Origin of the sequence: Mesorhizobium sp. M5C.F.Ca.IN.020.32.2.1 (assembly GCF_004023105.1) — a bacterium.
Lineage (GTDB): Bacteria > Pseudomonadota > Alphaproteobacteria > Rhizobiales > Rhizobiaceae > Mesorhizobium > Mesorhizobium wenxiniae.
The window spans coordinates 1-585 of the sequence record NZ_RZSX01000357.1; the positions used below are offsets into that span (position 1 = coordinate 1).

General features: G+C 62.9%; 1 protein-coding gene. It reads right to left on the reverse strand.

Going from position 1 to position 585, the window contains the following annotated elements; genetic code table 11:
- Positions 1-585 (reverse strand): carbon-nitrogen hydrolase family protein (locus tag EOA86_RS18400; RefSeq protein WP_164891815.1); only part of this gene is annotated, 585 nt, incomplete at both ends.

Below are 585 nucleotides of genomic sequence, written 5' to 3' on the forward strand. Positions count from 1 at the left end.
GCGTCCTTCCATGGCGATATGCCGCATTGTCGATGTCCAGGCCTCGCGGTCGTCCGCCGTCGGCGCGCAATACAAAGCGATCCCCTGGCCGTACATGGCCATGCGCATCAGCGGCATGTAGTTTTCCCAGCAGATGACCGCGCCGAGCTTTCCCCAAGGTGTGTCTACCGTCGCGAGGGTCGAGCCATCGCCCAAGCCCCAGCACAGGCGCTCGAAGGCGGTGGGCATCAGCTTCCGGTGCTTTCCGAGGAGCGAGCCATCCGGTCCCAAGAACAGCGCTGTGCAGTACAGCGTACCGCCATCGCGCTCGATGACGCCGATCACGACATACATCTCGGCCTCCCGCGCTGCGGCGCCGAGCGTTGCCGTTTCCTTTCCCGGAACCTCAATGGCGCTCTCGAAATAGGCGGCAAATTCATCTCGCCCTTTAGCTGTGCGACCACCGAAGAAGGCCCCGAAACGCGCACCATGCGGATAGCCACCGATCAGGGCCTCAGGGAAAACGGCGAGTTGCGCGCCGCGAGTGCCGCACTCGAAGATGAGCGATACGGCCTTATCGACAGTGGCAACGGTATTTCCGCCTAC